The 24,596-nt window shown below is 62.2% G+C and carries 20 protein-coding genes; 6 read left to right on the forward strand and 14 right to left on the reverse strand.

The window, feature by feature from the left end; translation table 11 throughout:
- Positions 1-11: 11 nt before the first annotated feature.
- The 3 genes from Pan216_RS24130 (at position 12) to Pan216_RS24140 (ending at position 3,170) form a co-directional block, all read left to right on the forward strand.
- Positions 12-1,055 (forward strand): tetratricopeptide repeat protein, encoded by a 1,044-nt coding sequence (locus tag Pan216_RS24130; RefSeq protein ID WP_145262173.1) that lies wholly within the window; start codon positions 12-14, stop codon positions 1,053-1,055.
- 378 nt (positions 1,056-1,433) lie between these two features.
- Positions 1,434-2,198 carry a YHS domain-containing protein gene (locus Pan216_RS24135; RefSeq protein WP_145262175.1) on the forward strand — a complete coding sequence of 255 codons (765 nt, stop codon included), beginning with the start codon at positions 1,434-1,436 and terminating at the stop codon, positions 2,196-2,198.
- 261 nt (positions 2,199-2,459) lie between these two features.
- The gene (locus Pan216_RS24140) at positions 2,460-3,170 is read left to right on the forward strand and encodes a hypothetical protein (protein WP_145262177.1); all 711 of its coding nucleotides are present in this window, start codon (positions 2,460-2,462) and stop codon (positions 3,168-3,170) included.
- Between the two features lie 343 nt (positions 3,171-3,513).
- Here the strand turns inward: Pan216_RS24140 and Pan216_RS24145 are convergent, their stop codons facing one another.
- The 3 genes from Pan216_RS24145 to Pan216_RS24155 all read right to left on the reverse strand — a co-directional run bounded on the left by Pan216_RS24145 (position 3,514) and on the right by Pan216_RS24155 (position 6,581).
- Positions 3,514-4,635, reverse strand: a complete 1,122-nt coding sequence (locus Pan216_RS24145; protein ID WP_145262179.1) for a PDZ domain-containing protein — start codon at positions 4,633-4,635, stop codon at positions 3,514-3,516.
- Positions 4,636-4,819: 184 nt separating this feature from the next.
- The gene (locus Pan216_RS24150) at positions 4,820-6,244 is read right to left on the reverse strand and encodes an HD-GYP domain-containing protein (protein ID WP_145262181.1); all 1,425 of its coding nucleotides are present in this window, start codon (positions 6,242-6,244) and stop codon (positions 4,820-4,822) included.
- A 151-nt stretch (positions 6,245-6,395) separates the two neighbouring features.
- A complete protein-coding gene (locus Pan216_RS24155; RefSeq protein ID WP_145262183.1) occupies positions 6,396-6,581 on the reverse strand; it encodes a hypothetical protein in 186 nt (61 codons plus the stop codon).
- Positions 6,582-7,197: 616 nt separating this feature from the next.
- Between Pan216_RS24155 and Pan216_RS24160 the strand changes: the two genes are divergently transcribed.
- Together Pan216_RS24160 and Pan216_RS24165 are read left to right on the forward strand one after the other, a co-directional pair.
- A complete protein-coding gene (locus tag Pan216_RS24160) occupies positions 7,198-8,118 on the forward strand; it encodes a DUF1559 domain-containing protein (RefSeq protein ID WP_419192925.1) in 921 nt (306 codons plus the stop codon).
- Positions 8,119-8,315: 197 nt separating this feature from the next.
- A complete protein-coding gene (locus tag Pan216_RS24165; RefSeq protein ID WP_145262187.1) occupies positions 8,316-8,738 on the forward strand; it encodes a hypothetical protein in 423 nt (140 codons plus the stop codon).
- A 486-nt stretch (positions 8,739-9,224) separates the two neighbouring features.
- Here Pan216_RS24165 and Pan216_RS24170 read toward each other — a convergent pair whose 3' ends face one another.
- The 7 genes from Pan216_RS24170 to Pan216_RS24200 form a co-directional block, all read right to left on the reverse strand.
- Positions 9,225-11,990 carry a response regulator gene (locus tag Pan216_RS24170; protein ID WP_419192926.1) on the reverse strand — a complete coding sequence of 922 codons (2,766 nt, stop codon included), beginning with the start codon at positions 11,988-11,990 and terminating at the stop codon, positions 9,225-9,227.
- A 64-nt stretch (positions 11,991-12,054) separates the two neighbouring features.
- The gene (locus tag Pan216_RS24175) at positions 12,055-13,062 is read right to left on the reverse strand and encodes a hypothetical protein (RefSeq protein WP_145262191.1); all 1,008 of its coding nucleotides are present in this window, start codon (positions 13,060-13,062) and stop codon (positions 12,055-12,057) included.
- Positions 13,063-13,416: 354 nt separating this feature from the next.
- Positions 13,417-14,925, reverse strand: coding sequence for a hypothetical protein (locus Pan216_RS24180; protein WP_419192927.1), 1,509 nt, complete (start codon positions 14,923-14,925; stop codon positions 13,417-13,419).
- A 151-nt stretch (positions 14,926-15,076) separates the two neighbouring features.
- Entirely contained in the window at positions 15,077-16,504 is a 1,428-nt protein-coding gene (locus tag Pan216_RS24185) for a tetratricopeptide repeat protein (RefSeq protein ID WP_145262193.1), read from the reverse strand.
- Between the two features lie 245 nt (positions 16,505-16,749).
- Positions 16,750-17,313 (reverse strand): signal peptidase II, encoded by a 564-nt coding sequence (gene lspA, locus Pan216_RS24190; protein WP_145262195.1) that lies wholly within the window; start codon positions 17,311-17,313, stop codon positions 16,750-16,752.
- Positions 17,314-17,326: 13 nt separating this feature from the next.
- Entirely contained in the window at positions 17,327-17,722 is a 396-nt protein-coding gene (locus tag Pan216_RS24195; RefSeq protein WP_145262197.1) for a TraR/DksA family transcriptional regulator, read from the reverse strand.
- A gap of 168 nt (positions 17,723-17,890) precedes the next feature.
- Positions 17,891-18,601: an MBL fold metallo-hydrolase gene (locus Pan216_RS24200; RefSeq protein WP_419192928.1), complete on the reverse strand. Its 711-nt coding sequence runs from the start codon at positions 18,599-18,601 to the stop codon at positions 17,891-17,893.
- A gap of 116 nt (positions 18,602-18,717) precedes the next feature.
- Between Pan216_RS24200 and thiO the strand changes: the two genes are divergently transcribed.
- Complete coding sequence (gene thiO, locus Pan216_RS24205) at positions 18,718-19,869, forward strand: glycine oxidase ThiO (RefSeq protein WP_419192929.1); 1,152 nt, start codon at positions 18,718-18,720, stop codon at positions 19,867-19,869.
- Positions 19,870-20,001: 132 nt separating this feature from the next.
- Here thiO and Pan216_RS24210 read toward each other — a convergent pair whose 3' ends face one another.
- The 4 genes from Pan216_RS24210 to Pan216_RS24225 form a co-directional block, all read right to left on the reverse strand.
- Positions 20,002-21,045, reverse strand: coding sequence for a hydantoinase/oxoprolinase family protein (locus Pan216_RS24210; protein WP_145262203.1), 1,044 nt, complete (start codon positions 21,043-21,045; stop codon positions 20,002-20,004).
- A gap of 376 nt (positions 21,046-21,421) precedes the next feature.
- The gene (locus Pan216_RS24215; protein WP_145262205.1) at positions 21,422-21,895 is read right to left on the reverse strand and encodes a hypothetical protein; all 474 of its coding nucleotides are present in this window, start codon (positions 21,893-21,895) and stop codon (positions 21,422-21,424) included.
- Between the two features lie 300 nt (positions 21,896-22,195).
- Positions 22,196-23,482, reverse strand: coding sequence for a dihydroorotase (locus Pan216_RS24220; RefSeq protein ID WP_145262207.1), 1,287 nt, complete (start codon positions 23,480-23,482; stop codon positions 22,196-22,198).
- A complete protein-coding gene (locus Pan216_RS24225; RefSeq protein WP_419192930.1) occupies positions 23,482-24,438 on the reverse strand; it encodes an aspartate carbamoyltransferase catalytic subunit in 957 nt (318 codons plus the stop codon). Before Pan216_RS24225 ends, Pan216_RS24220 begins: the two co-directional genes overlap by 1 nt.
- Positions 24,439-24,596 lie beyond the last annotated feature (158 nt).

Genomic DNA, 24,596 nt, shown 5'->3' on the forward strand with positions numbered 1-24,596 from the left:
AAGGAACGAAGATGAAGCGTGGTGCGATGTTGACCTTGGGTCTCCTCGTCCTCGCCGGCAGCATTCAGGCCGCCGACGAAGTCGAGTACCGAACTCCCGACGGCAAGTACAAGGTTGCTCGTGGGGATATCACGGCCGAAACGTCCAAGGACGTCACGATCAAGAACGAGAAGATTCCGATCTACCTGATCGAATCGGTCAAGTACGACCAGCAGTCGCCCCAGATCGTCACCGCCGATAGCCTATTCAAGCAGGGCCGCTACGACGACGCGATCGAGTCCTACAAGGAGATCGGCAAGGCGTCGGGCGACAATCCCAAGCTCCAGGCGCGCCTGCTCAACAGCGTCTTTGAGTCGATGGCGGAGAAGGCGATCGCCGAGCCGACCGGCAACTACGAGGAAGCGATCAAGTGGTTCGGTCGTCTGAATGACGCCTACCCGGAGAGCCGCCACTACTACCCCGCTCAGGAACTCATTGGCCGCGTTCACCTGGCCAATGGGAAGTACCAGGAGGCGGCGAAAGCCTTTGGTACCCTCAAGGACGTCGACTGGCCCGGCTACCAGGAAAAGGCGACGCTCTACCAGGGCATTGCCCAGGTCAAGCAAGGCAACAACACCGCCGCGATCAGCGATCTCGATCGCGTCATCAAGTCGCCCGGCACCGATCCCTCGATCGAGCCGCTACGTGGCGCCGCGGAGATCTACAAGGGAGTCGCGCTCTTCAACTCCGGCCAAGTCGACGAGTCCGAGAAGCTGATTCGCGCGGCGCTCAAGAAGATCCCCGCCGACAGCTACGAAATCAAAGCGGTCGGCCGCAACGCCCTGGGCGATATCCTGGTGAAGAAGCAGATGCCTAAGGAAGCGATGCTCGAGGGCTACATGTGGGTGGTCGTCGTCTACAACCGCACGCCCGAAGAAGTCGCCAAGGCTCTTTACAACCTGACTCAGATCATGCCCGGTCTCGGCTACGAGGATCGCGGCAAGATGATGCAAGCGGAGCTTCAAGGGACCTACCCCAATTCCTCCTGGACGAAGAAGCTCACCTCCGGGTCGTAGCATCCGCTGGGCTTCAACGTCCTTGTTTGTCCAAGGGGGTGCAGTTTGGCTTGCCCTCGGACAAGGGAGAGCAGTCTCTTACGTCCCCCCTTATCCAAGGGAGCAGTCTCTTACGTCCCCCCTTGTCCAAGGGGGGAAAGAGGGGGGGTCGGGTTTCTCCCGCGCGGCACCATCCGCGATGAGGGAAGAGAAGAAGAAGACTCCCTCTAACTCCCCCTTGTCCAAGGGGGAGCAATTTGGCTTGCCCTTGTCCAAGGGGGAGCAATTTGGCTTGCCCTTGTCCAAGGGGGAGCAATTTGGCTTGCCCTTGTCCAAGGGGGAGCAACTAGACGTTCGTCCCACAGAACCCAAAGGTCCCGTTCGCAAGAGGAAACGACTGTGATCAAATCGACCGTGGCCCACTCGACACGCCCCCTCCTGCTCGCACTGGTCGTCGCCGGCCTCGGTGCGGGATCGACCTCCGCGGCGGAAATCCCCGAAGAGGTGATGGCCGCCCTCCAGCGCTGGCAGCCGATCATCGGCGAATGGGAAGGTTCCGGCCAAACCGAGAGCCGGCCCAAACGCAACTGGGACGAGAAGATCGCCGTCATCTGGAAGTTCAACAGCAAGAAGGGACGCGTCGCGTTCCACTTCCGCTTCGAGAACACGACCAAGAAACAAACCTCCAAGTCGAAGATGGTGCTCGCCGAAGCGCTGATGACCTTCGACCCGGAAAAGCAGGTCTACGTCTTCCAAGCCTTCACCGCCGGCGACGATCCGGCGATGGTCGTCTTCGAGGGGACACCCAAGTCGGAGTCGACCATCGAGTTCGAACGCGTCGACAAGGGGAGCGCGAAGGACGACCTCGACAAGCTACAGATCAAGCTACTCAATCAAGGCGATCGCCTCGTCTATACCTTCTACATGCGTCGCGGCCGCCGTTCGTTCGCCCCCTACGCCACCGTCGGGCTCGATCGGGAAGGAACTTCGCTCGTCGGCGGAGCGGCCAAGGGCCCCGAATGCATCGTCAGTGGCGGCAAGGGAACCATCGCGGTTTCCTACAAAGGCAAGACGTACTACGTCTGCTGCACCGGCTGCCAAGCGATGTTCAACGAAGACCCCGAGCGTTACGTCAACAAGACCAAGAAGATCACCAGCGAGTAACGACTGACCATGCGATCGCGCTTGCTCTCGACCCCGCGTTTCGACACGCCTCCCTCCCCCGTGGCCGAGGGAGCTCTCCAACATCCCCCCCTGTCCAAGGGGGGAAAGAGGGGAGTCGGGTTCCTTCTCCCCGCCGCGGTACCGTCCGTGATGAGAGAGAGAAGAAGACCCCCACTAGCTCCCAAGGCAAGCCCGCGAGGGTTGCTTGGCGCCCCTGGTTCGACAAGGGGGAGCAAGAGAGTTTCTCCCTTGGATCAACAGATGCGGCAGAAAGCCCGTTTCTCCTCCTTGCTCGTCCTCTCCCTGACCATGCTGCTGACCATCGTCGGCAGTGCCCAAGCGGTGGAGCCAAACAAGTCGCAGCTCGCGGCGCTCAAGCCATTCGGATCCTTCACGGGCGTCTGGAAGGGTGAGGGCGCGGGCGTCGACATCTCCGCGTGGCAAGAGAAGGTCCAGTGCGTCTGGGGCTACCGCGAAAGCGACGGGCGAGTGTCGATCAATTTTCACGTCGAAGGGGGGGCGATCCTCAAGGTCGCGCTGCTCACCTACGACGCGGAGAAGAAACTCTACCGCTTCATTGGCAAGACGACCAAGGACAAGGTCATTCACTTCGAGGGGACGAAGTCGGGCAGCGAATCGCTCACCCTCGATCGCGTCGGCGACGACATCGGCGAACGCGGAGCGGCCGACAAGCTCGATCGGCTGGAACTGAAAAGCGTGCGTCTCGGCGACAAAGTGCTGTTGACCTTTGGACGCCGCAAGGGCCGAACCCTTTATGAGCAGTACGCTCAGATCGAGCTCTTTCGCGAGGGGCCCCCGATGACGGAACTGCTCGCGGGGACGCGATGCGTGGTGACCGAGGGTCCGGGACTGATCGCCGTTAGCCACGGCGGGAAGAACTACCTCGTCGTCGACGAGCCGACCAAGAAGGTCTTCCTCGCCCACCCCAATCACTTCCTCGTCGGCAAGTAGCTTTAGGCTCTGCTGAGTGTCAGGCACTTTCGGCCTGCCCACGCAAGCGTGGAGTCTTTCGGCCTGCCCACGCAAGCGTGGAGTCTTTCGGCCTGCCCACGCAAGCGTGGAGTCTTTCGGCCTGCCCACGCAAGCGTGTGCAGGGCCATCTACGTTTTTGGTGCCACCGGCTGCTTGTCAGCCAGTGCCAAGGGATGTAGGGCGACACGAACACGACCTTCACGTTGAAACGGAGCATTCGTGGACCGTCAAAGGTCCAAGCGCGGGGTGATGGCCGCTCGACTCATTTTCACTGGCTGACAAGCAGCCAGTGGCACCCGTGTTCAGGCTTTGACGGAGGGGCCTAATTCGCTCGAGGGGTTTCGGGCTGCTTCGGCTTGGTCAGTAGGTGGATCTCGGGAAACTCCTGCTCGGCATGCGGGAATTGCTCCAAGACCCGCGTCCGACTGGCGGCCACCGCCTCGATCCCATCCCGATAGCGGCACTTGATCACGTTGCGTTGCTCGTCGATCCAGAAGTCCGCGACCGGGCTCCCAAAGACCGACTGGCGGTAGCGGTAGGTATCGACCGGCCGAGCCTGATACGCGATCTGCTCCTTGCCCATGCACGTCAGATCCGAGAACGGCGCCGCGACCATCGACGCGGTGTCGAGGTATGAACAGCGAAGGCTCGCTCCCTCCTTTTGCGGCAACGTCGTGGCGACCTCCGCGGCCAGATGCACCGAGAGCGCATCGTCGGGCAAGTCGGCCTCGACCGGAATGCCGACGCGGTGCCCCTGGAACTTCCCGTCGGCGGCGGCCAGTTCGAGCACCAAGCGATCGGCGCTGACAAGCCGGATCGACTTCGGCGTGAAGGTCTTATCGGCGGTGTAGCTCAGGGTAACGTCGAGCTTGCGATCCTGTGTCTCGCTGACAATGCGGGTCTGGGCGCGCATGAAGAGGAGGTCGCCTTGGCGGGCGAAGAAGACATGGCGCCATCCGACGACGACGTCGCCGTGCATGAGCAGGTCCCAGTGATCGGACTGGCTCATCCGCTGCTGAACCCCGGAGAAATCGGGTTCAAATCGAGTCGGCCGCGACCAGAGAGGGCGCGAGACCCCTGCCCTGACTTCGACCAGATGAACGCCGAGGGGCGCGGGATCAAACATCGCTTCGACCGACTCGTCGCCGCGTTGCACAACCGCGAGAATGCCCGAACGCCGTTCGCGCGCCGCCGCCTGCCCAAGGCGAACCAACTCGCCCTTGGTGGTGACCGGTTGGCCATCGAAGATCTTGAGGATGTCGCCGATCCGCAGTCCCGCTTTGTCGGCCTGGGACTCCGGCTCGATGTCGTAGATGAGCAATCCGTCGGCCTTGGGATCCCGGAGGACCGGCGCGATCGCGCGAGCGATCTTCGGCCGAGGTGTGGCGGCACCGGCAGCTCCGGCCATCACCGCCAAGACGACAAGCGACGTCAGCAAACGCATGGGGTTCCATCCTCATCAGCATGTCAACTGGTTGGACATCGGGAGCGCCAAGCACCGGCTCCCGACGTGATCGCCGCATCCTAGGCCGCTCGGAAAAACGGCTCAACAGCGATTCGGGGCATGGAGGCAAGTTGGGCGATCGCGGCAAACCGATGCGAGAAATGCCTGCCTATTCGGGACTCGATCACGCGGCGGCGAGCACCTCGGAGGCCTCGAGCGGTGTCAGTTCGCGGACAATCCGACACTCGCCCCGAACCGCGAGGTTCCAATAGCGGGGCAGATGGACCGGCTTGCCCGAGCGATCAATACGCAACCGAACGACCGGCTTGACCGCCAACGCGGGATCCTCGCTTGCTTCCTGGGTCGCGACCACCTCGGCGATCGCGCCATTGGAGAGCTCGACCAGCGTCCCCACCGGATAGAGAGAGAGGTTCAGCAGCTTGCGGGTCCACGCGACATCGAGCCGACCCGCTTCGGCTTCCGCGAGGACCTCGGCGATCGCTTGGCGCACCGTCCGCCGCGGGCGATAGGGCCGGAGGGCACACCGACCGACGAAGTCATCGGCGACCGCCAACAGCAGCGCCGGCTGGGTCAGTTCCGCGGCACGCTTGCCATGCGGGTATCCCGTACCGTCGCAGCGTTCGTGATGGCCCAGCACCGCGCGGACGACCTCCTCGTCAATGCCTTCCAACTTGGCCAGGAACGCGGCCGCGACCAACGGATGACGGTCGATCTCCACCCGCTGGGGCGAGCTGAGCGTCCCTTCCTGAAGGAGCCATTCCGTCGGCACGCGCCGCATGCCGACATCCTGCAATAGCGCCGCCATCACGATCGACTCGCGGTGGGGCTGCCAGAGCGAGTCGTTCCAGGCGAGGAAAGCGACCACACGGGCGACGTTGACCGAGTGCTCCGCGACCATCCGGTCGGTACTCTTGGAAGGGACGAACCGCGGCATGGCGGTTTGACACTCCTCGACATCGTTGATGATGCTCGTCACCAAGTTGCGCAAGGGCTCGACGGAGGGGTTCTCGCCGGCGACGACCGCGGAGTGGAACGCTTCGATCTGCTCGACCTGTCGCTGGCGAGCGAGCTCAGTTTCGCTCCACTCGAGAAGCTCGCTACACGTTTGGCGCAACTGCTGGTCGATCGCCTCGGCGTCATGAAGAACGGTTTCGAGAGTCTCCGGCTCAGCACCGCGAAGGGCGCGGCCGGCCATCTCGGCGAGCCGCAAGGCATGACGATGAATCCGGTCCTGTTCGGGAGGCGCCGGGCCGAACTCCTTCTGGCGCTCCGCGATCCGGGAGAGGAGGCAAAGGCGGTCGTTGAGTCCCTCGAGAACGCGACGGCGCCGACGTCCAAGGACTTCGCTCGGCCAGGGAGACGCCGCGCCCGAATCCTCGAGGACCCGCTCCGCGTCGTCGATGCGGGCATCGCGTTGCCGGCGCGCGGCGGACGATTCGGATTGCCTCTCCTCGATTCGTCGCCGAATCTCCAGCAATCGGTCCTCGATCGATTCCCCCGCCGACTCGTTCTGCTGCCTCTCTTCCCACGAGCGCAGACGATGGCGAAGCTGATCGATCCGAGCCTGCAATTCCCCCGAACTAGCCACAGGCCGTTCCTCCCATCGCCCCGATGGACCTACCCATACCGGTTCTTCGGATGATGACGGTCACGGGCTTGAGGGAAAGTTTGCGGAGTGGGGCGAGCGTCTCCTCGAATTGATACCGGCTGGACGTTCGATTCATTGGTCCGGCGGCGATCTACCGGCGAATCCAGACCTGACCGGGCAACTGCATCTGCTGGATCGCACGAACACGCTTCACGACGATATACCCGCCGACGACGATGGCGACGATCGCCACGAGAACCCCGGCGTAGGTCCAGAGGCTCGGGGGCCCCTTGCGATGAGGGTTTGGATCGGGGGTGAAGAGACCGTTCTCGTACATCGAGGGATTCCCCATCGCACGGCTGGGCGTCGAGTCTTGAGCCTAATGAATCGCTTGAACGATTGCCACCATACTAGTGCTCTGTTCCAACTTGAAGTTAGTGTTGGTGCAGCCCTAACCCATTGGCACTGGCTGACAAGCAGCCAGTGGCACCCGAAAAGCTAGATGGACCAGTGCACTAGTCGCGATGGTCCATGGATGAGCGTTCGCGGGAGCGTCGCGCTCTCCAGGCGAGTCCAATCGGATGCAACGAGGGCCTGTCCTTTTGGCATATTGCCAAGAGTTCCCCTATTGCCGAACAGACTGACCACTTGGCCCAGCGGCAACCGGACCGAATCACGAGCAAGAGCCTATCCAGCAGGCACCAACTGCCCGTACCCCTATCGACATTCGCGCCGTCGGCTCAGTCGATGCTTTTCCCATCCCGTTAATCGACAGGCAGTTGCAACGATACTCGCTCAATTCGCGACCCATGCGGCACGACGATTGCGTTGGCGTGACCCCGTCAACACACGCCGCGCTTTCGCAAGGAAACGCTAACCCCTGCCCGAGACGACGATTCGGACAACGAGCCGTCTCATCCCGAGTTCCCCCAAGGACCGCGAGGAAAGAAGCAATGACGCACCACTACCGAGCCCCATCCTTCGGATTCACATTGGTCGAGTTGCTGGTCGTCACCGCCACGGTCGGCATCATGGGATCGCTCCTGCTGCCAGCCGTGCATCAGGCTCGTGAAACGGACCGGCGCCTGCAGTGCGCCAACAACCTCAAGCAGATCGCCACCGCGCTGCACAACTACCACGATGCCCACGACGCCTTCCCGTACGGCTTTCGCTTCGGGACGACGCAGGACCGCGACTGCTGGTTTCAGCGACTTCTCCCGTATGTCGGCGAGGAACAGCTCTACGAGAAGTACGAGGCGGCCAATCCCGACTACGTCTGGAAAGCGCCGGCCGAGGTTCGCCAGAAACCGCTCCCGCTCTTCATGTGCGCCGCCGACCCGGCCCAGCCCGCACAAGGGGGCGCGGACACCACGGAGGCTTTCCAGGGTAGCTATGTCGGACTGCACGGCAACGACTTCCTCGGCCACCAGTCCAGTGGTATCTTCTACCTCGACTCCTCCACGTCCCTCACGGATATTCGCGACGGCGCCGCCCACACGCTCCTGATGAGCGAGGTCATCGCTCGCGGTTCGGACGTGGTCGAAGGTGCCTGGGGTGCGGGGGGCAGTTACTGGGGAGGTGCCGCGGGAGGCGGCGCCTATGGGTTCAGCGCCAAGGAGTCGCCCAACACCTCGGTCTCCGACGCTCTTCCCATGTGCAAGAGTAATTCCTGGCCCAACGCCCCGTGTGAGAATACCGTAGGAGGTGCTTCGCCAACCGGCGGCCCCACGGAGCTGTATGCCCGCAGCTACCATCCCGGCGGCGCCAACGCGGTGCTCGCCGATGGATCGGTCCAGTTCATCGGGAACTCGACCGACCGCGTGATCTTCCAAGCCATGGGGACCATCGCTGGCGGAGAGACCGACAGGCCCTAGCAATCGTCGACCGAAGCCACGGGTCGAGCAACATCCTAGTGTCCTGATTGGTTGATTCATTGTCTAAATGACTCTTGGGTGCCATGTCCACGCTCGCCGTGGGCATGCGGGAAACGCCTGTGATCGGGCAATCTCCCGCAAGATCACAGGGCCGAGATTTCATGAACGAACTTGCCAATCAGGAATCTAGGAGACTCATGAACGCGTCCATTCAACGATTCCAGTTCGTGCTGGGATTGATCCTCATCGGTGCCACGATCGGTTGCGGCGGCCGAAGCGATCGGCCGGAGACCTTCCCCGTGAAGGGGACCGTCACCGTCAATGGAACGCCCCTCGAGAAAGGAACGATCAAGTTCCGGGGCGATCCCTCAAACACCGCGAGCACCGGCGGCGAGGTGGTCGACGGCGTCTTCGCCTTCGACGCGACCTCGGGGGAGAAGCTTGTCGAGATCGTCGCGACCCGTGCGATCCCCGGCAAGTTCGTCGAACCCAACCCCGGCGAAAAGGTCCAAGCGACCGAACAGTTCATCCCCAAGGAATACAACCGGGAGAGTACGCTGCGGGCGGATGTTCAGTCCGAACCCCCCAACGAGTTCACCTTCGACCTCAAGGTTCCGTAGCACTCGTCCATCCAACTTTTCGGTGCCACTGGCTCCTCTTCAGCCAGTGCCAAAGGGCTAGCAGCCAGTTGATCTATTCGCTGCCGGCTACGGACGGCCCTCTTGACCATTCTCGGCGTCCAAGAAGCTCGACGAATCGAAAGATTCGCCTCCGTCTCTTCTCGTTGATCTTGGCCAACATGGCTCGTTCTCGCCTTGGCCCGCTTAAATCAACGCACTGCTAGTGTCCTGATTGGCACGTTCGTTCTTGAAATCTCGGCCCTGCCATCGTGCGGAGGATTGCCCAATCACAGACGTTTTCCGCGTGCCCACGGCGAGCGTAGGCAAGGCACCCGAGGGTCATTTGGTCAAAGAATTAGCCAAGCAGGACTCCAGGCGTCTCGGGCCGGAGGCGTCTTGGCAGCGAGTAGGCAACAAGTAGCCTTCGAAAGCCAGTTCGACGGAGCCCCGAGAAACGCCGGAACACGAGTCGACCAAACAACACCGTTACGGCTGTGGGCAAGGCGTGAGGCGCGAACGCCAGAGGTCGAGTAGGCGACTGAGTTCGTCGAGATCGACGGGCTTGGAGATGTAGTCGTCCATGCCGGCGTCGAGACAGAGTTGTCGATCTTCCGGCATCGCGCGAGCCGTCATGGCGATGATCGGGACTTGACTCTCCGGGAAGAGACGCCGGATCTCGCGCGTCGTCGAGTACCCATCCAGCACCGGCATTTGGCAATCCATGAAGACGATCTCGAAGGGAGTTGAGCTAAGTTTCGCGATCGCTTCGGCCCCGTCGGCGGCGATCTCGACCTCGCATCCCAATCGCTCGAGCGTGAACTTCGCGAGCCGCTGATTCGCGGGGTGATCGTCCACCACCAGCACGTGGATCGTGGCGCCACGATTGCTGACGTTCGCGGCAACCTCCTCCGGTTCCGAAACTTCCTTCGCCCGCGCGGGAATCGGCTCCTTCATTCTCTGGGACCACGCCTTCATCATCGCTTCGAGCAGACGCGAGGCCGTCGCCGGTTTGACCATCCAGGAGGAGAAGAGCGCCACCGTCTCATCGTCGACCACGGACTCGTCCCCGATCGATGTCAACATGATCAGGACGAGTTCCTCGAACCGCCCATCGGAGCGTATCTCGCGGGCGAGCATGACCCCGTCGGTATCGGGCATCTGATGATCGAGGATCGCCAGGTCGTACGATTCTCCCTCGGTGAACCGCGTCTCGATCACCGCCAGCGCCTCGGACGCCGAGGACGCCGACTCCACCACGCAGCCCCAACTGACGAGTTGCTCGCTGAGGACGCTGATGTTCACTTTGTGGTCGTCGACCAACAGGACGCGTAGCCCCTTGATCTGCGTGGGAGCGACCGGCTCGTGATTCCACTCGACGACGTCGAGCGATAGGTCGAACCAGAATCGCGAGCCCTCGTTGGGAACGCTCGAGACGTTGATCGAGCCCCCCATCAACTCGACCAGGCGTTTGCTGATCGACAACCCGAGCCCGGTACCGCCATACTTCCGGGTCGTCGAGGAGTCGGCCTGCTCGAACCGATGGAAGAGCCGTTTCATGTGAGCTTCGTCGATCCCGATCCCCGTGTCCTCGACGGAGAACCGCAAGTCGGCATGCTCGCCGCGGCGATCGATGGCTTCGACATCGACAAAGACGTAACCGGATTTGGTGAACTTGATCGCGTTGCCGATGAGGTTGACCAAGACCTGGCGAAGACGCACCTCGTCGGAATGAACGTAGCGAGGGGTCTTGGGCGCGTAGCGCAGGACCAACTCGAGCGTCTTGTCCTCGGCTCTCACCGAAAAGGCGCCGACGACGCTTTCGATCATGACCCGCAAGTCGAACGGATTGGCGACGATGCGCAGGCGGCCCGCTTCCATCTTCGAGAGATCGAGCAAGTCGTTGATGATCGTCAACAGGGCGTCGGCGGAGGACTTCACGACCGCGAGATGTCCACGCTGCGTCTCGGTCAGCTCGCTCTTCATCACGAGGTGAGTCATGCCAATGATCCCGTTCATCGGCGTGCGAATCTCATGACTCATGTTGGCGAGAAATTCGCTTTTGGCGCGGTTGGCTGTCTCGGCGTTCACCTTGGCGGCTTCAAGCGATTGCCGTGCGTCGTGTAGTTTGTGGCGCATTTCATTGAACGCCCTCGTCAAGGCACCGATCTCATCGCCGCTGGCGACGGGAAGATCTTGATCGAGGTCGCCAGCCGCCAACCGCTTGGTCCCCTCGGAAAGGACCGCCAGCGGTTTGGCGAGTCGTTCGGCTTGCCAGCTCGACACAAACCACGCGACAATCGCCATGCCCACTAGGAACGCCACCGAGAGGACGATCACCAGGTTGCTGATGTCGACGACTTTGGAGGCATCCGCCTGCATCAATTCGTTCTGATTCGCCGACATGTTGGTCAACAGTTCGGTCGCGCGCTCGGAGAGGGGAATCGCCTCGGACCTCATCAAGGCTTGCGCGACGTTGGCGTTCGGCGAGGACCTCAAGTCGATGACGGTCTCGGCGTCGCTGGCGAACTTGAGCAGTTCGGTCTCCATTGAGGCGAAAATCTCGCGCTGCGTCGCGGTCAAGAGGTCCGGGGACTTGCCAATCTCCTCGATCTGGCGCTCGGTCCGTTGCAGCGAGCGTTGGAAGCTCCGCAAGTCGGTCTGCTCGCCGTTGCGAGCGAACTTCTCGAGTTCCTCGGCCGAGTCGGCAAGGGCCGACTGCAACGCGGCGAGCGACAACAACACCTGCCGGCGAACGTCGCTAGCCGGCTCGTCGGTCTCAAGATCAATCAACGACTCGATCCCGGCCTCGATCGCGTTGGCACGCGGCAACGCCTCCTGGTCGAGCACCACCAGCGCGGGTTCGTTGCCCGGCGACTGAGCGATGTCCGCGATCCACCATTGGACCTCTTTGAGATCGCTCAATACCTTGGTCGCTTCGGCGAGTCGGACCTTGTTGTCGGGGTTGGTCCACTGAGCGCTCAGCTTCCAGAGCTTCTCCACCGAGGGTTCGATACGCTGCGTCCACGCCGCTTGACGATCGCTCAGAAACCTCTCGTCGCCGACCACGGCCCAGGCGCGCATCGCCGCCAAGGATCGCTGCACCCCGGCCAAGACTCCCGTCGATAGTTCCGCGGTGGGGGCCCGTTGACGCGCGACCATCAGAGCGTTCGAACGCAGCCAGAAGGTGGCCGGCAACAAGACGGCGAGAATGCCGATGCCGATCGCGGCGACAATCAGATGAGACCGAAGCAACTTGCAGTGAATCGACGAGAAGGATCGCGAACTCCCCGCGCCGGATCGTGGAGACGTTCGGAGTTCATCGAGTCGTTGCGCGAGTTGCCCCGGCTCGTTTGAGCCAGTTGGGATCATCACCTACCCACTTCTCCAATTCGATCAACTGTCGCTCGAGAATGCCGACACGTTGATACACGTGCGAAGGAAACTTTCGTCCCGGGTAAACTGTTCGACGCGGGGGCTTCGCATCGGGAAGTTGGGAATGGATAAACGCGAGCTCGGAAACGAGAAGCGACGCGATGTCGAAAACATCACTCGGCGACGCCTCCTGGTCGACCTCCTCGTCCATGCGCAATTCGAGCACGTCGAGTCCGGACAACTGCGCGATCTTCCGAATCCGCGCGAAGCAATCCACGAGCCGCTGGTAGACATTGGCCGGGCGTTTCGATCCTTCGAACGCGGGGGCCTCGGGAATTCGGTCGGAACCGGGGAACGTCGCGAGAATGCTCGCGGCATACCCAATCCCAAACGTCACTTCCTCGAAAACATCGCTTGGCGACACCTGCCGATCGAGCAGCAAGTTCAGTTGACGATTGGCCTGAACGATCGAACGAAAGACGTCGTCGGGAGTCGTGGTGGGATCCCGCTCCGCCGGGCTGACGTCCTCGTCGATGCCGGCGCTTTGGCGTACACGATCGATCCGGTCCCCCGCCTGACTGACGACCTGGAAGACGTCGGCCGATCGAATGTTGCGGACGGGAGGCTCGGGGGCCTCGAAACGCTCCGCGGTGTGCTCGGCGCACAGACGATCGGCTTTGCGGAAGAGCGTCAGCGCCTGAAAGTAGACTTCTCGGGGAGCGGCCCCTTCGATGAAGAGATCGGGATTGCGGTTCTCGGGACGTCCCATCACCGAGCGCAACTGCTGAAGACGCTGCCGAACCAAGTCGACCTCGACGAGGACATCCGCCGGCAAGATCTCCTTGGCCGGACCGCCCTGGTCTCCGGTGTCCGCCTCGTTCGCGAGACTCACGATGGGAGCGACCAGCAGCAACAGCGTGGCGCATACCCCGTGGACATGGCTCGTGGGCATTTTGGCCTCTCGCTACAGGGAAACCTTCATTGAGGCAGCCAACCATTTGGAAACAGTGCACATGAAATTATAGCGGACTCTTGTCGGCATCGGCGAGAAAGAAGCCATCCAGTCAAGAAATGGAGGGGTCAAATAATGCAGTCGGTGTGAATCGATAAACCAGCCTTCGGCGAACTTCACGAATGGTTCACCGACGTGGAGGACTACCAGCTCCGCTCAAACGGGTAGCAAGGCAGCGTGCGCCCGCTCGCAACGACAATCGGCCACACCGCCAACATTACACCATGACTGAAACAAGGAACGCCGCGTCGAGTAGCCGGCGCCGGCTTGCATCGTAGAAACCGAACCCGCCGATTAAAGGCTCTTGAGGACATCGGCCGCTTTGGTTTCGAAAATCTCTTGCCAGCGAGGAGCCACGAGGCAGTCGCAATCCTCCTGGGCGTACCCGCTGTTGAGACGCTGCGTGGCCGTTGGCAAGTAGTAGATGTAACCGTTGGTGTAGCCCGCAACGAAGCTGGACGAAGGCATGGACGCCTCTTTGATCCGCAGCCCAACCTCGACCGTCAGTTCGCCCGGAAAGGTCACCATGCGGAAGTCGCCGATCCGAATGCCACCGATCTCGACGTCGATCGTCGGCTTCTCCGCGGAACGATTGGTCGCAAGATGCTTCTGAAGCAACTTGAGGTTGGTGTTCAGACGGGTCAGCTTCTCCATGGTATGGATGTTTCGCAAGTAGGCGTCGAGGTTACGCTGGTTCTCGGCATCTTGCTTGCCCAGCGAGTCTCGTCCCCGTTCTCGATCGTGAAGATACCCCTGGGCGTGGTATGAGGGAGCCTTGGGAAAGGTCTTGTGCTGAATATAGAGCGGCAAGAATGACTTGAAGTTGATGTCAGTAGGCCTCAACGACGCGGTGAGTTTCTCGCGCTGCTGGAGCAGGGTCGCGATGCGCTCCTGGAGGTCCGCTCCCCTGGGAAGAGAGATCACCTCGTTGCTGATGTTGATGGCGGGTGGCGCCTTCGTCTCCATGGTGTTGAAGGCTCGAAGCACGCTCAAGCCGAGCAGATTCCCCAAAGGTTCGGCGTCCTGGGGCGTGTTGACCACCTTGTAGCGCACGGGGTTGATGTCCCCCGCGCAGCCTTGAACGAACAGAGCGACCGCGTCATGCCCGAGCGCTTCCTCGAGCATGGCCGAGGCGAAGGCGGGAAAGTCGGCGGTGTTCTCGTTGCCCGGCACGCCCATGATCGGATGACACGCGAAGTTGTAGAGGACCGCCAACGGCGTCCCGTCCTTGCGATCGATTCGGAGCACCCCGACTTCGGGGTCGATGGGACCGACGCCGGCGACCTCCTCGTCCGGAGGAAGCGAGTAGGCCCGTCGCATGTCGACCTCGCTGCCATCCTTCATCCTGAGCCGGCGATTCTCGCTGATCCGATCCTCGCGCGCGGTCGCGACACCGACGTCGACCGGTTCGAGGCGCGTCCACGCCTCCTTGACCGCGTCGACCGCGAGCTTGCGGGTGTCGGCTCGGATCACGCCATGACAGTGACTCGCGTTGATAAGAACGCTCTTCGGATCGACGCCGAGTTGCTCGTGAAGGGCGGCGCGGACATCGCCGAGGAAAGTGTTGTCGATCCTTCCGATCTCGCCGATCGCCACCGCATCGACGGTGATCAGCACGATCGTCTCGGCGCCGTCGGTGACCACCAGGGCCTTGGCGAACATCGGTCCATTGACCGGGCCGTGGGCGTAGTCGGTGATGTCGACTTTCGCGGCGCCCGCGCGGACCTCGGCGAAGGCACGTCGGGGTGGGAGCATGACCAAGGAGAGGAGAAACAGGCAGGAGAGTGCGACGCGTCGAGTCATGATGCGGAACCTCGGTGTCGGGATGACGGATTCGACGTCATCCTAACACCCAAGACCCGAAGATGTCACGTGTAATCACCGTCACCACAAGGTGGGCGTGCTGACGGATGAAGCAATCAGGAGCACCGGGACAAGTCGGGAAACGCGTCGTCTACGCTTCCTGCTGCGCCGCGAGTTCTTCCAAACGCTTGGCGACATCCTTGTAGCCGTAGTCCATCGCGGCGATCTCGTTGAAATACTCCATCGCCGCATCGACGTCCTTTTTCTCCTGCGCCACGCAGCCGCGGTAGTAGTAGATCTGCTTGCGACTCTCATCGTCGCCCGGCGAGAGACTCTCGAGCGCCTCCTTGAGCTTGCGGTCGGCGAGCGGGTAGTTTTTCTTCTTCCAGAACCCGACTCCGGTCCACATCAAGGCTTCCGGCTTCTTCTTCGCGTCCTTGCAACCCTCTTGCAGCGCTCGGATCGCCTCGTCGTACTGCCGCGTCTGCAACAGACGGAAGCCGAGCTCGAAATGGGCGGCGTAGTTCTCCGCGTTGATCTCGGTCTGGAAGCGAAAGAGCTCGAGTTCCTTCTTGGTCTGCTCGACCTGGATGGCGCGTTGCTTTTCCTTGAGCTTCTGGGCCCGCTCCATGTAGTCGGGAGCGTTGCGAATCAGCTTCGAGAACGCCTCCTTGATCTTGCCTTGCGCGATCTTCAGCGGCTCGATCGTGCACTCGAGCTGCTGCGCCTTCATGTCGGTTTCGGTCTGGTCGGAGAGATCGTAGAGACGGCCGAACGCCTTGGCGGCTTGTTCGTACTTGCACTGCTGGCGGTAGCGACGGGCGAGATCGCCGAGAGTCGACGCGTCGTCGGGATTCTCCTTCACCTTCGCTTCGAGCTCGCGAAGTTCGCGTTCGGCGATCTCCTCGGGAGAGAGTCGAGTCGCCGCTTTTGGCTGCGGTTTGGCCGCCTCCCCCTCGCCCGCTTCGCCGTCGCCTTCCTCGTCGGACTCCTGGCTCTCGTCGACGCCCTGCTTGGTGAGTGTCGCGCGAGCGGCGAGCTGACGCATCCGGCCGCCGGCTTCGCGGTTCTCCGGATTGAGCCGACGGACCATCTCGAGGGCGTTGATCGCCTCGTCGAACTGGTTGTTGGCCTCGTACATGTCGGCAAGCAGTTTGAAGAGGTCGGCGTTCTTCGGATCGGCGGAGGTGGCCGACTGCATGACCCAAACCGCGGCGGGGTAGTGCTCCATCTCCTGGAGACAGGTGGCCAACTCGCTGAGCACCCCGGTGTCCCAAGGGTTGATCTTGAGCGCTTCCTCGGCGGCTTCGGCGGCCTCGGCCCACCTTTTGCGGGTCTTCGCGGCCTTGAGCTTCATCTGAGCGGGCTTCATCTTCAGCCCGGCCATCATCGCGCCCTTGCCGTTGTTGTTGTACTTCTTGTATTCGGCGCCACGAAGAGCCTGGCGGAACATGACGTTGTCGGGACAGCGCTTAGCGCACTTGAAGAAGCAATCGACCGCGAAGTCGTAGTTCTTCTTTTGCAGCGCCCCACTGCCCGCGTTGAACAGTTGGCCGGTGATCTTGTCCATGGCCGCCATGACCACTCCTTGCCCTTCCCAGACGTCGTGCGTCTCTCGGACCGTGGAGACGTTGTCTCTCGCGCGAGAGAGAGTCTCGCCGTCCCGACGCACCTCGAAAAATCAATCAACAGTATCAGAGTCGACATGTTGGGTTGCAACCCGGCCCGGAACATTTTCCCGGGAACGAGTCGAACGAAACCACGCTCGCCGCGGCGGCCCCACCCCGGTCAAGCGATCCGCGTGCCTCCCGCGCCGCGATTCCTTCAGGCGGACGAGGTCGCGTTGTCCTCGGTCGGCGCCCCTTCCTCATCGATTGAAGAGGACGCCTGCTCCGCGGGCGTGCGATGGAACATCGATCCAAGGACGAGGCACGACGCTCCCACTACCAGGAAGCTGTCGGCCAAATTGAAGGTCGGGAAGTGATAGACCTCCTCGTAGTGGGCGTCGATGAAGTCGCGCACCCCGTGAAAGACGAGACGGTCGTAGAGGTTGCCGAGCGCGCCGCCGAAGACCATGCCGAGAATCAGGGCGAAGAGTCGATCCCCCGCCCGAAGCCCCAAGAGGGCCCAAAGCAGGATCGCGAGAGCGGCAATGCAACTGAAAATGGCTAAAAGGGTGTTCGCCGTCGCTCCGAGTTGGTGAAGAAAACTCCACATACCGCCCGGATTCAAGCGTGTGATGAACGAGAGCCAGCCCGGAATGATGACCACCTCACCACCGCTCCCGGCGACCCAGTCGGCCACGACGTACTTGGAGATCAGGTCGAGCGAGAAGCAGACGACCGCTGTCGCGAGGAAGAGCGTGATCGCGCAGTGTCGTCGTTGCATCGTGTCATCCGTTCTAGGTTTCGCGTCGCCCGCCGTTCTTTTCAACCATTTCGGCGCATTCCACGCGATAACGCGTCCACGGAATCACGTTAAGACGAGCTTTGGGAATCGGCTTTCCCGACATTTCGCAGATGCCGTAGGAGCCTACCCGAATCCGTTCGATCGCGGCGTCAATCTCCTGGATCACGTTCTCTTCGGTCTCAACCATTTGAAACGTCAGGTCTTGCGCCGAAACATCCGCGCTCAGGTCGGAGGGATCGGGCATCGCCCCCGTGTCGTGCCCTTCGTCGCGAAGGTTGAGCACTTCCCCAGTGATACGTGATCGGACCTTCAGGAGCTTGGTCAGATAACTGTCCAGATCAGCCTTGCGAAGGTTCGTACGGCGCGGTGCGGAGGGATCAGAACTCATCGAGGATTCCCAAGTCGGATCGTAAATGCTGACGGATAAATGTAGCGCGACCGCTGGTCATCGTCAATGATGCGCCCCAAGGGACACGTGCCTCTCACGACATCCGCCCCCGCACAATCGGAACATAACACGTTACCATTAAAAAGGTTACCTCCAAAATCTCCGAGATCACCCTTCGTGATCGACAGCAGCAGCTTTGGCGGCGGAATAGCGGCGAATATCTTCCATCACGTTGTGGCGCATGAAGTTATGATGCGAGGGGTAGACCCAATTGACCTTTAGGTCAACAACTCGACAGATCGTCTCGCGAAGTTGCGCGCCATCGACGTTGAAGATGGGAAGCGGGAACGAAGCGCGCCCGAATGCGACCAGGGCCGCGTCCCCGAGGAAGAGGATTCGCTTGCTTTCGCTGTAGAACGCGACATGCCCCGGCGTATGGCCCGGAAGATGGATGACCCGCAATCCGCCCCAGAACGGCAACTCGTCCCCATCGGCCAATTCGTGATCGATGCGCGGCACCCGATACCCCATCACCGGACGACCCAGGGCCTCGAGGATCCCCGCGACCCGAGACCAGCCGCGATAGGGAAACGCTCCGCGTAGGATCGGCTCGTCGGCCGGATGCATGTAGACATCGGCATCACTCCAGCGCTGAAGCGAACCGGCACATCCCGCATGATCGAGATGGCCGTGGGTCAACAGAATCGCGCGAAGCTGGTTGGGCCGGCGACCGGTCTTGTGAAACCAGCGCCGGAGCCGCCATGCACAGATGTCCATGCCGGTGTCGAGAGCGATCACGTCGTCGCCGTCGAGCAACAGGTAGTGCCAGACCGGGTAGTGCCAGACGCCGATCAAGTCGGAACGGAGGGGTACATACATGGAGGGCTCTTTATTCGGCCTGTTGGTTCCCATTTCCTAGAATTGGCGCAACGTCGTTTTCGTCCAACAACTTCGGCGAGCGGACCAACAAGCCGCTCCCACCAGTCCCCGACGCCATGCCCACGAATACCCGCAATTACGATGTTGTCTGTGTCGGCGGAGGCGTGATCGGCCTGATCACCGCCTACGAGCTCTCGCGCCAATCGCTCTCGGTCGCCGTCCTGGACAAGGGACGCATCGGCACGGAAGCCTCGTGGGCCGGCGCGGGAATCATCTCCCCCGCGCGGCGCGACCGCGCCACCAGCCCCTTCGCCCTGCTTCGCGCGGTCAGCTACGACCGGTTTCCAAGCCTCGCCCGCGAACTGGCGGAAGAGACCGGCATCGACACCGGTTTTCACCAGACAGGGGGCATCTTCGTCGGTCGGACGCCACAGGAGAAGGCCGAACTCGACCAAGACCGTCTTGCCTGGATCGACCAGGGCATCGACCACGAGGCTTGGACCCGCGAGGAGATCGAATCCCATGCCCCGGCGTTGGCACCGGATCTCTCCGACGCCTTCTGGGTCCCCGAGGTCTCGCAGGTTCGAAACCCTCGATTTCTACGAGCCCTGATCCATGCTTGCGAGAGACGAGGCGTGACGCTCCTCGAGGGGAGTGCCGTCGTCGACTTCATTCGCCAGGGCGAACGCATCAGCGGCGTGCGAACCACTCATGGCGAGACCTTCACATGTGGCCAGGCCGTTCTCACCGCCGGGGCTTGGACCGAAGGGTTGGCCCGATCAATCGGCAGCGAAGTCGGTATCCGCCCCGTTCAAGGCCAAATCGTCGCGGTGCAAACCGACGGGACCGTCGTCCCCGCCATCACCTCGCTGGGCAAACGCTATCTCGTTCCGCGACGCGATGGTCTCGTCCTGATCGGCTCGACGGAAGCCGATGTCGGCTTCGACGTTCAACCCTCCAGCGCGGCGGCCGACGGCCTCCTCAACTTCGGCGTCAGTCTCTATCCGCGTCTCGCGAAGGGAGAGGTCGTCGCCTCCTGGGCGGGCCTGCGCCCCGGCAGCGATCTCGGATCCCCGATCATTTCGCGCGACGCCCATTGGGAGAATGTCTGGCTCGCGACGGGTCACTTTCGCAAGGGAATTCAGCTCGCGCCCGCGACCGGGTTGCTGCTGGCGGACTGGATGCGGGGAGAGGAGTCCTTCGTCCCGCTCGGCAGCTTTGATCCCTCCGCCGACCGCGTCCAAGAAGAGACCGGCTTTCGCTCCTAGCGCGAGTTGCGTTGGTGGCGGCTTGGCCCCTTGGCTCTGGCTGACAAACAGCCAGTGGCACTCGAGAACTCAGGCGGACCAGTGCAGTCGTGCATATTTTGACCGTCCACCACGACACCGGCAGCACTCATCTCAACAGATCAGAGCTAGCTGAGCCAACGCGTACGCACAGGCCGCTTGGGAAACGTTCTCCCCAAGCCGTGAGGCGAGCGAGATCGTTTCGGAACGACCCAGACGGGGACAGCGGTCGCGGAGCCGGCGGGCGAGGAACTCCCCTTGCCCACTGACGATCACCCGATCGACCGCGTCAGGCAGCGAGGCTTCCGCAACCTGGCGGACGGCGGACTCGAGAAGGGTCAACTGCGCTTGCCGGGCCGCTTTCGCGAGGGTGGTCGTATCGTCCTCGCCGAAACGCGTCGGGTCACTGCCGATCATCCGCGCCAGACGTCGCTGGGCGAACGAACGTGTCGCCCCGGTACCGTCAGCGGTCTCGGTTAGCTCGGGGGCCTCGGGTAGATCGCCGAGCCAGACGTACGCGTCGAGCGTGGTGGCAAAATGCTCCGCCATCGTTCGGTAGGAAACTCCTCCGAGTTCAACGCGCGACAGGAGAGCGCACAACGGCGTGCGAGAGACTCCGGTGTAGACGAGTTCCCCGCTGGCAAGCCGATCGGGGTCGCATCGTCCAGTAGGGACGGGAGTTCCGTCGCGGAGCGGAATCAGATCGGTGGTGGTCGAGCCGATGTCGACGAGCAGCGCCGCGTCGCATGGGAATTTCTTGCCCACCCATGTCGCCAGCGCGAGCCAGTTGGAGGCGGCGACGCCCCAAGGATTGGCCCTGGCTTCGGCGTCACTGACGAAACGCCCGCCCGTGTGCCAGATCTTGATCGGCACCTTCGGAAAGGCCTTGGCAATCCCGTCAAGAACGGTCGCGACCCCTTCCTCCTTGTCTTTGAAGCAATCGCACAACTCCGCCGTCATCGTGACGACGAGCCGATCGACGCGAGCATCCTCAAGCAGGGCGCCGAGCCGTTCGGAAAGTTGAGAGGGTTGCTTCCAAAGAGGAAAAGAAAAGGTGCGCGCATCGCCTCGTGAGGAGGCGGCTTTCAGGTGCGCACCACCGACGTCGAGCCCCCAGACTGCTGAGGAAGAAGCCTGGTCGGTCGTTTGGTCAGTCAAGGGAGGGCCAGCGAGAGGGCTTACTTATTGCTCTTGCGGATGCCCTTGTGAGGCAGGCTGATCGCGGGCTTGCGGCCATGGTTGGCTCGCTTGCCCTTCCAGCGGAGCTTGCCGCCTCGAACTTTCACAGGCATGGGATTTTCCTGTCTGAGGTCTTCGGATGATTGGGGATGTCCGCCACGAACCACGACAGGCTCGCCGCTGCATCGACCGTCTCGAATCGACTATTCTGGGAATAAAGGCTAGACGAGTCAAGCGAGCCTACGTGTAAGTCTCAGGGTGCCATTGGCTGACAAGCAGCCTGTGGCACGCGAACATCAGGTCTTGACGGAGCCGAGTCAGTCAGGACGCGAATCCGCATCAATCATCAGGACTGCTAGGCGATCGGAATGGGCTCGAACTGTTCCTGGTAGCGGTGAATCGCTTCCTCGGGGTTCATGTTGAAGAGAACCCGGCCCCCCGTTCCCCAGTGGCCGTGGTGGTAGTGGAAGACGGCGGTCGCGTTGCGAAGATCGTTGACGGCCGCAACCTCTTCCATACCTTCCCCTTCGATCGCCGAGAACCGGATGGTCACTTCAATAAAGGCGCTCAGTTGGCGCGACGAGCGGTCGCGAACGAAGCTGACGGGGGAGTGAAACTCGCAGTGCTCCCAGCGCAGGCCCTTGGGCTTGCCGGTTGAGCTCGCCAGTTCGATGAACTTGGCCTCCAGTCGCTCCCGCTGGAGCCGGAAGAGTTCGCGAGCCCTTTCGACCTCGATCTCACGCAGCATCCTGCGAAGCGGGCGATAGGCAAGCGCGCCACTCACCCCAAGTACGATGAGGGCGGCGGAGGTCCAAACGACGATCGACATCCCTGATCAGCCTCTCACCTCTTGGCTTCGTCTCAAAAGTTGATCGTCGGCCCCAAGGCTCAGCGAGCCGGTGGGGGGACGAGGAGGTCGAAGCAGGCGAATCCTCTGGATTCGTCGATGCAGACCGTCAAAGTTCCGCGCCAACGTAGCCGGCCGAAGCCAGAGCCGACTCTTGAGACCGAGCCTAGTCCCAGACCGATCTTTCCGCGAGCTTTATTCTATTCCGTGGCGTCGAACCAGCACCAGTTGAATTCGTCGCGAACTCCTCGGCGATCTCACCGCAAGCGGCTCGCGGAGCCCTCAATCCCGCGGAGAGCAGCGAAAGAGGCCGCCCTGAACCACCACGTAGCGAGCACGGCCACGCACCGCCCAGCCGGCGAATGGACAGTTCCGACTCAGCGAATGGAACTTCGACGGGTCGAGCACCCAGCGTTCCTCCGGGTCGAGCAGGGTCACGTCGGCGACGCTCCCCGGTCGAAGCGTTCCCCGATCGATGCCGAGGATGCGGGCCGGATTGACGCTGAGGCATTGAACCAGTGCGGACCAGTCGAGATGTCCCGGCTCGATGAGCGTCTTGACCGCAACCGGCAATAGCGACTCGATCCCGATCACCCCGAACGGGGCGAGGTCGAGTTCGCGCATCTTCTGCTCGGTGGCCCGAGGCGAATGCCCCGAGGCCAGGACGTCGATCGTTCCGTCCCGAAGCCCCTCAATCAGCGCGGCAACATCCTCGCCGGTTCTCAAGGGTGGATTGACCTTGTAGACACTGTCGAACGAGGTGAGCGCCTCTTCGGTCAACGCGAGGTGATGGGGATTGACCTCCCCTGTCACACGGAGCCCTGCCTCCTTCGCGCGCCGCAGCGACGCGACGCTCCCCGCGCACGAGAGGCTCTGAAAGTGGACGCGGCCGCCGGTCAACTGAGCAAGATGAATGTCGCGGTCGACATGGATCTCCTCGGCGGCGGCGGGCATCCCGACCATGCCGAGCTTCATGCTGATGAAACCTTCGTTCATCACGCCGGCACGGGTCAGTTCCGAGACCTCCGCGTGACTCAAGATGGCGGTGTCGAACATTTGGGCGTATTGGAGGGCACGTCGCATGATCTCCGCGTTGGCGACGGGGCGATCGCTATCGCTGAGGGCGACGGCTCCGCCATCGACAAGCCCGCCCATCTCGGAGAGTTCCTGGCCCGACCGTCCCTTGGTCACCGCCCCGACCGGCCAGACGTGGCAGAAGCCCGCCCGATGAGCCTGAAGGGTGACAAACTCCGCCGAGGCTTGGTTGTCCACCGCCGGATCGCCGTCGGGCATGCACGCGAGGCTCGTGAAGCCACTCTCGACGGCGGCCCGGGTCCCGGAAGCGATCGTTTCGTCCGCCTCGTAGCCGGGCTCGCGGAGGTGAACGTGCATGTCAATCAAACCCGGAACGATCAGCAGACCACTCGCGTCGACCGTTTCGTCGGGAACCCAATCGGGATCGGCGTCAATTGACGCGATCTTGCCCTCCTCAATCCAGACGTCGACGGACGCATCGAGATCCTGACTGGGATCGACGACTCGGCCACCGCGAAGACGTAGGCGTTTCATCAGGCCGACTCCTCCATCCCCTGCCCCGCGACCAAGTACATCGCCGCCATGCGGACCGCGAGACCATTGGAGACTTGCTGCAAGATCCTGCTATTGGGCCCGTCGGCGACGCCCGAACTGATCTCGACGCCCCGGTTGATCGGCCCCGGCGCGAGGATCAGCACGTCGGGCTTGGCCAGCGAAAGCCGCCGATCGTCGACCCCGAAGAGATGGGCATACTCTCGAATTGACGGGAAGAGGCCGGTGCGCTGACGTTCGAACTGGATCCGCAGAATATTGACGACGTCGCAGCGAGGGATGACTTCATCGAGGTCGTGGCTCACCTCGACGCCCAAACGTTCGATGTGGCGAGGAACGAGCGTCTTCGGGCCGCAGACGATGACATGGGCCCCGAGTTTCTGAAGTCCCCAGATGTTACTCCGGGCGACACGGCTGTGGGCGATGTCCCCGACCAGCACGACGTTGAGCCCCTTGCACGATCCCTTCACCTGGCGAACGGTCAGCAGATCGAGCAATCCCTGGGTCGGGTGCTCGTGAGCCCCGTCCCCCGCGTTGAGGACGCACGTGTTGAGGTATTTCCCCAGTAGGTGCGGCGTGCCGGGCGTCTTGTGACGAACGACGACGATATCGGCGCCGAGGGCCTCCAAGTTGCGGGCGGTGTCGGTGAACGACTCTCCCTTCGAGAGGCTTGAGGACTTCGAGGAGAACTCGACGACGTTCGCCGAGAGCTTGCGGGCGGCCAGCGCGAAGCTGGTCCGGGTTCGGGTTGAGTCTTCGAAGAAGAGATTGATGACGACCTTGCCCTTGAGGAAGTCCCATTGGCGCTGCTCGTCGTTCGATTGGCGAAAGAACTCCGCAGTCTGAAGCAACGCCTCAAGCGCCTCGGCCGGGAGTTCCTCGAGACCGAGGAGGTGGCGACCGGACCATCCGCGCGCGGCTTCACGCAGTTGCGACAACAAAGCGTTCTGGCTCCGTGGGAAAAGCGTGACGACTACCGGCCAAGCGAATCGAGCGGCGGAAGAAAACTCCTCCCCACCTCACCTCGTCGGCCGTCCCCTCGCGCGGGGTTGGGAACTCGACCGGCCATCTTACGTTCCCGGTCGGCGGTCGTCCA

Origin of the sequence: Kolteria novifilia, from assembly GCA_007748055.1 — a bacterium.
GTDB classification, from domain to species: domain Bacteria; phylum Planctomycetota; class Planctomycetia; order Kolteriales; family Kolteriaceae; genus Kolteria; species Kolteria novifilia.